This is a genomic window from Pseudomonas sp. (genome assembly GCF_026224925.1).
In the GTDB taxonomy this organism is placed as follows: Bacteria; Pseudomonadota; Gammaproteobacteria; order Pseudomonadales; family Pseudomonadaceae; genus Aquipseudomonas.
The window spans coordinates 1-4,005 of sequence record NZ_JAMFRV010000771.1; the positions used below are offsets into that span (position 1 = coordinate 1).

Sequence of the window (4,005 nt, forward strand, 5' to 3'; positions counted from 1 at the left end):
ACCACTATCCGGAGGTACCGAACCATGGCGACTTTACCAAGATCGAATCAGCAGCAATCGACCTTCTGGTCGGAGGAACACCTTGCCAAGATTTCAGCGTCGCCGGTCTCCGAGCCGGAATGGACGGAAAGCGTGGTCAACTCACAGTCGAGTTCGCTAACCTTGCTGGTCGGCTCAGGCCCAGATGGCTGGTATGGGAGAACGTCCCCGGCGTCCTGTCAATCGAAGGAGGCAGGGCGTTTGGAGCCTTCCTCGGGATCTTGGGGCAACTCGGGTATGGGGTCGCCTACAGAGTTCTTGACGCTCAACACTTCGGAGTACCCCAGCGCCGCCGTCGCGTCTTCGTTGTCGGATATCTTGGAGACTGGCGACGTGCCGCAGCGGTACTTTTTGAGCGCCATAGCCTGTCGGGGCATCCTGCGCCGCGCAGAGAAGCGGGGAAAAGTTTTACCCATGACCTTGCACCGAGCCTTACAGGCAGTGGCAGAGGCACCGAGCGCACCGGAGAGTCTAGAGGGCAAGATCCAGTCGTAGCAGTTCCCCATGACCGCATTGTGGGGTGCTTGAACGGAAGCGGTGGCCACGCCTACCCAGGTCAGACCGTGCAGGACGCGTCGGCGGGTTTGCTCATAGAAACAATCCCCATCTGCATGAGCACCGGCCAAGCTTCGGCTGAGATCGGGATCGGGACAACGCTACATTGCGGACATGAGGCTCCGATACTGGCACACGCCCTGCGCGGCGAAGGATTCGACGCCAGCGAGGATGGGACGGGGCGTGGCACACCTATCATCGCAATTCAGGGAGCCGCCACGCGCGAGAAATCATCATCGGGCCCTGATGGCGTGGGGGTACGCACGGACGGAATAGCCTACACGCTAGAGGCGCGGAGCGAAGTGCAAGCCGTAGCATTTCGCGCAGCGGGGCAAGACGGCTTTACGCCTAGCGATCAATCTCCGCCCATCGCCTCGACAGATGGTGGCGGCGCTGGAGTGCCAACCGTCGTAATCCCCATCTCAGATCAAGCAACGCGCCACGCAGGCACGGACGGTAGCGGCAACCAAAACGGCAAAGGCCACGGTCTAGGCATCGGCGACCCCGGCGACCCGATGTACACGATGACTAGCGGTGATCGTCATGCCATCGCAACGCACGAGGTCGCTGGCACGATGATGAGTTACGCAAAGAGCGGCGGCGATTCAAACCGCATCGACAATGCGGCATCGGGATATATGGCAATAGTTCCCGCTACGATGGCGGTGCGTCGCCTCACCCCGCGCGAGTGTGAACGCCTGCAGGGATTCCCTGACGACTACACCAAGATCAGCGACAAGACAGCAGACGGGCCCAGGTACAAGGCGCTCGGCAATAGCATGGCTGTGCCTGTGATGTCCTGGATAGGTGAGCGCATTGCGGCCGTAGAAGCACTTGAGCCAGTTCAGGAGTGTGCAGCATGAGCGACAAGAAACCAAAGAAGCTCAGTGAGGGTGAATGCGGTCTAACCACGTTGATTCATTACCACCCCTGTGGCATAATGACGTAATGAAAGGCAAAAATGAATCTGTCTGCGCTCACTGTGACACGGTTTTTATTCCTCAACGTGTCGGAGGGAGGCACAAGGGTAAATTCTGTAGTCGCCAATGCAGAGCAGACCATCTCAAAAGATTTTCCGTGTGCCCCACTTGCACTGTCGAGTTTTCTGTTACGAAAGATCGAAAGATTTATTGCTCTAGGAACTGCTTCTGCAAAGCCAACAGGGGTCCAGAGAATGTTGGATGGAAACGCACTGATAGAACATGCCAGCACTGCCGTAAAGCCTACGTCACGTCCCCAAGCCGCAATCTCAAGTATTGCTCTAAGTCCTGCTTTGGTTCCGACCTTCAACGCGTCAAGCGCGGTAAGGATAGTCCGATCTGGAAAGGTGGTGCTTGCGTGACCCTTATATGCAAGGCTTGCAAAAAAGACTTTCAGTGTCTACCGTCTCGAACGGACGGACGAATTTATTGCTCTAGGGAATGCTTCATTGTAGCCGAATCCTCTCGCGAAGCGGATAGATGGAGGCTTGGATCCAGATGGGCTATGTCGAGTTCCAAGGGGGGCAAGCGCGAAGACCTCGGCATATTTGTCCGTTCATCATGGGAGGCTAACTACGCTCGATATCTCAATTGGCTCAAGAGTCGTAAGGAAATTCTCGAATGGAAATATGAGCCTGTAACTTTCGAGTTTCCAGTCAAAAAGGGTACTCGTTTTTATACCCCAGATTTCGAGGTCCACAATCCCGACGGGAGGGTCGAATATCATGAGGTCAAAGGTTGGAACCACCCCAAAGGCAAAACTGCTTTGGCGCGAATGGCTAAGTACCATCCCAGTATTCCCATCATAATGATTGATAAGCCTGTATACATGCAACTCAGGAAAGAGATGGGAAGAATAATTCCTAACTGGGAGGGACTGTGAACCTAGCGAATGATTTGGGATGGAAGGTCTACCGCTTCACGACGTCGCAAGTTCGGAGCGGGGAAGCAATAGATACCATTCTCGTGGCGCTCGGCCAGGGTCACCTAAAGGCGACGATATGAGCGTGACCATCGGCAAACTCGGAATCGTTCGCCTCACCGGAGAAGACCTAACCCGGCTGCGTGAGCAATGCTTTGCTCGGGATGGCAACCGGTGCGTGGACTGCCTAAATTGGGTGGCAGATCACTTTCCAGATTGGCACGATCGCAAGGCGCACATGGCGCACGTACAGAACAAGCGGATGTACGGGGATACGCTGGAGAACGTACGCACGAAATGCCGCCGCTGCCACATGGATATTGAGCACAGCGGCGGCAAGGTTGTACCGGCCAAAGCCTAGGCGAACAGCGCGTCCGCGTGGCTCCAGATCGTGCTCGCTGGGATGATCCACGGCTTCTTGATGATCGTCAGCGTGATAGAGCCATCAGCGATGCTCCAGCCCATCGTCACGCCGTCGGCGGATGCTTGCCCGGTGGGACGTGTGGGGTCGAGCGCGGGGCCCCCCTCAGCCTTCACCTTGGCTGCAAGAGCTGCGGGGTCGGTTAGAGGGTAAGTCTTCGAGTCCGCCATTAGGACACGTCTGCTTTCAGTGCCGTCACGATGTTGCCTAGCACGGTCAGGTCGCCCTTGAAGTCGGTGATGACGGTCTGGGTCATGGCCACGGTCGCCTCAGACAGCGTAATCGCGCCGGGGATGTTGCCCTGCACTGCGTCCTCGACCGCGCCAGCAGCAGAACCGATGGTCTTGGAGGCGTCGTAGAACGTGGCGAGGATGGCGGCCTTGGTCTGGGGCGCGAGCTTGGTGAAGGTGGCATCGACTGCCGAGGTCTTGGTGAGAATGACGGAGAGGAACGCGAAGGCCTTGGTCAAGTCCGTCTTGATGGTGCTTACGATGCTCATGGTGTTCTCCTGTAGGGGTGCCGCTGTTGGTGCGATTATAGCCGCTGGAGCAATAGGCGCAAGAGGTTTCCACTGGCTCACAGGAACCGGTCTAGGACTAGACTGCCAAGGCCACTTCACTTCGTACCGTCCAAAGGGGCGACTGGCGGCACCTGAACCGTAGTCGAGTCCGTCTGCACACCGCCAGGGGGAAGGTCGGCGGGGTCATGCTTGCCCGTAAGGTCCTTGCCCGTTAGGAGCAAAGACGAGATGGCTACGATTGCTGTGGAGATGTTCGAGGCGAAGACCAGCGCCGCCATCCGCAGACCGGGGTCAAGCCGCGACTCAAAGAAGATCAGAAGCGTCATCAGCGCGCCGACTATGATGCAGACGAGCGCGATGACATTGTTCGATGGCTTCGTGTTCACTGTAGTCCCTCCATGAAGAGTGTAGCTTCAGCCTTTCGCCGACGCACCAGCCCGACCATCACCTGACCGCCAGCATGACACCAGAGCGGAAACTGGAGCGCGGCGGCGATCAGCTTGCCTTCGTTCACCAGCTTGAGCAGGGTGGAGCTGCGGAAGTTGCCGCATCCGAGGTTGAAGGTGAA

8 protein-coding genes and 1 pseudogene are annotated in these 4,005 nt (G+C 57.3%); 4 read left to right on the forward strand and 5 right to left on the reverse strand.

The genetic code is table 11. The features are described from left to right. Positions 1-65: 65 nt before the first annotated feature. Positions 66-317, forward strand: a pseudogene (locus M0974_RS32280) (DNA cytosine methyltransferase); the annotation flags it as partial. On the opposite strand, the gene M0974_RS32285 reads toward M0974_RS32280, so the two are convergent. Continuing rightward, the gene (locus tag M0974_RS32285) at positions 219-455 is read right to left on the reverse strand and encodes a hypothetical protein (protein ID WP_297846278.1); all 237 of its coding nucleotides are present in this window, start codon (positions 453-455) and stop codon (positions 219-221) included. The pseudogene M0974_RS32280 and the gene M0974_RS32285 sit on opposite strands and share 99 nt — an antisense overlap. A gap of 108 nt (positions 456-563) precedes the next feature. Between M0974_RS32285 and M0974_RS32290 the strand changes: the two genes are divergently transcribed. From M0974_RS32290 to M0974_RS32300, 3 genes are all read left to right on the forward strand, one after another. Then, complete coding sequence (locus M0974_RS32290) at positions 564-1,457, forward strand: DNA cytosine methyltransferase (RefSeq protein ID WP_297846276.1); 894 nt, start codon at positions 564-566, stop codon at positions 1,455-1,457. A gap of 622 nt (positions 1,458-2,079) precedes the next feature. Continuing rightward, a complete protein-coding gene (locus M0974_RS32295; protein ID WP_297846265.1) occupies positions 2,080-2,457 on the forward strand; it encodes a hypothetical protein in 378 nt (125 codons plus the stop codon). Positions 2,458-2,575: 118 nt separating this feature from the next. Next, on the forward strand, positions 2,576-2,857 hold the full coding sequence (locus tag M0974_RS32300) for a hypothetical protein (RefSeq protein ID WP_297846267.1): 282 nt from the start codon (positions 2,576-2,578) through the stop codon (positions 2,855-2,857). On the opposite strand, the gene M0974_RS32305 is transcribed toward M0974_RS32300, so the two are convergent. The 4 genes from M0974_RS32305 to M0974_RS32320 all read right to left on the reverse strand — a co-directional run. Next, the gene (locus M0974_RS32305; RefSeq protein ID WP_297846269.1) at positions 2,854-3,087 is read right to left on the reverse strand and encodes a hypothetical protein; all 234 of its coding nucleotides are present in this window, start codon (positions 3,085-3,087) and stop codon (positions 2,854-2,856) included. The genes M0974_RS32300 and M0974_RS32305 overlap by 4 nt on opposite strands. Beyond that, positions 3,087-3,416 (reverse strand): hypothetical protein, encoded by a 330-nt coding sequence (locus tag M0974_RS32310; protein ID WP_297846270.1) that lies wholly within the window; start codon positions 3,414-3,416, stop codon positions 3,087-3,089. The genes M0974_RS32305 and M0974_RS32310 overlap by 1 nt, the downstream gene beginning before the upstream one ends. Before the next feature lie 116 nt (positions 3,417-3,532). Then, complete coding sequence (locus M0974_RS32315; protein ID WP_297846272.1) at positions 3,533-3,823, reverse strand: hypothetical protein; 291 nt, start codon at positions 3,821-3,823, stop codon at positions 3,533-3,535. Continuing rightward, positions 3,820-4,005: lysozyme (locus M0974_RS32320; RefSeq protein ID WP_297846274.1), on the reverse strand; the 186-nt coding region annotated here is incomplete at its 5' end. The genes M0974_RS32315 and M0974_RS32320, both read right to left, overlap by 4 nt.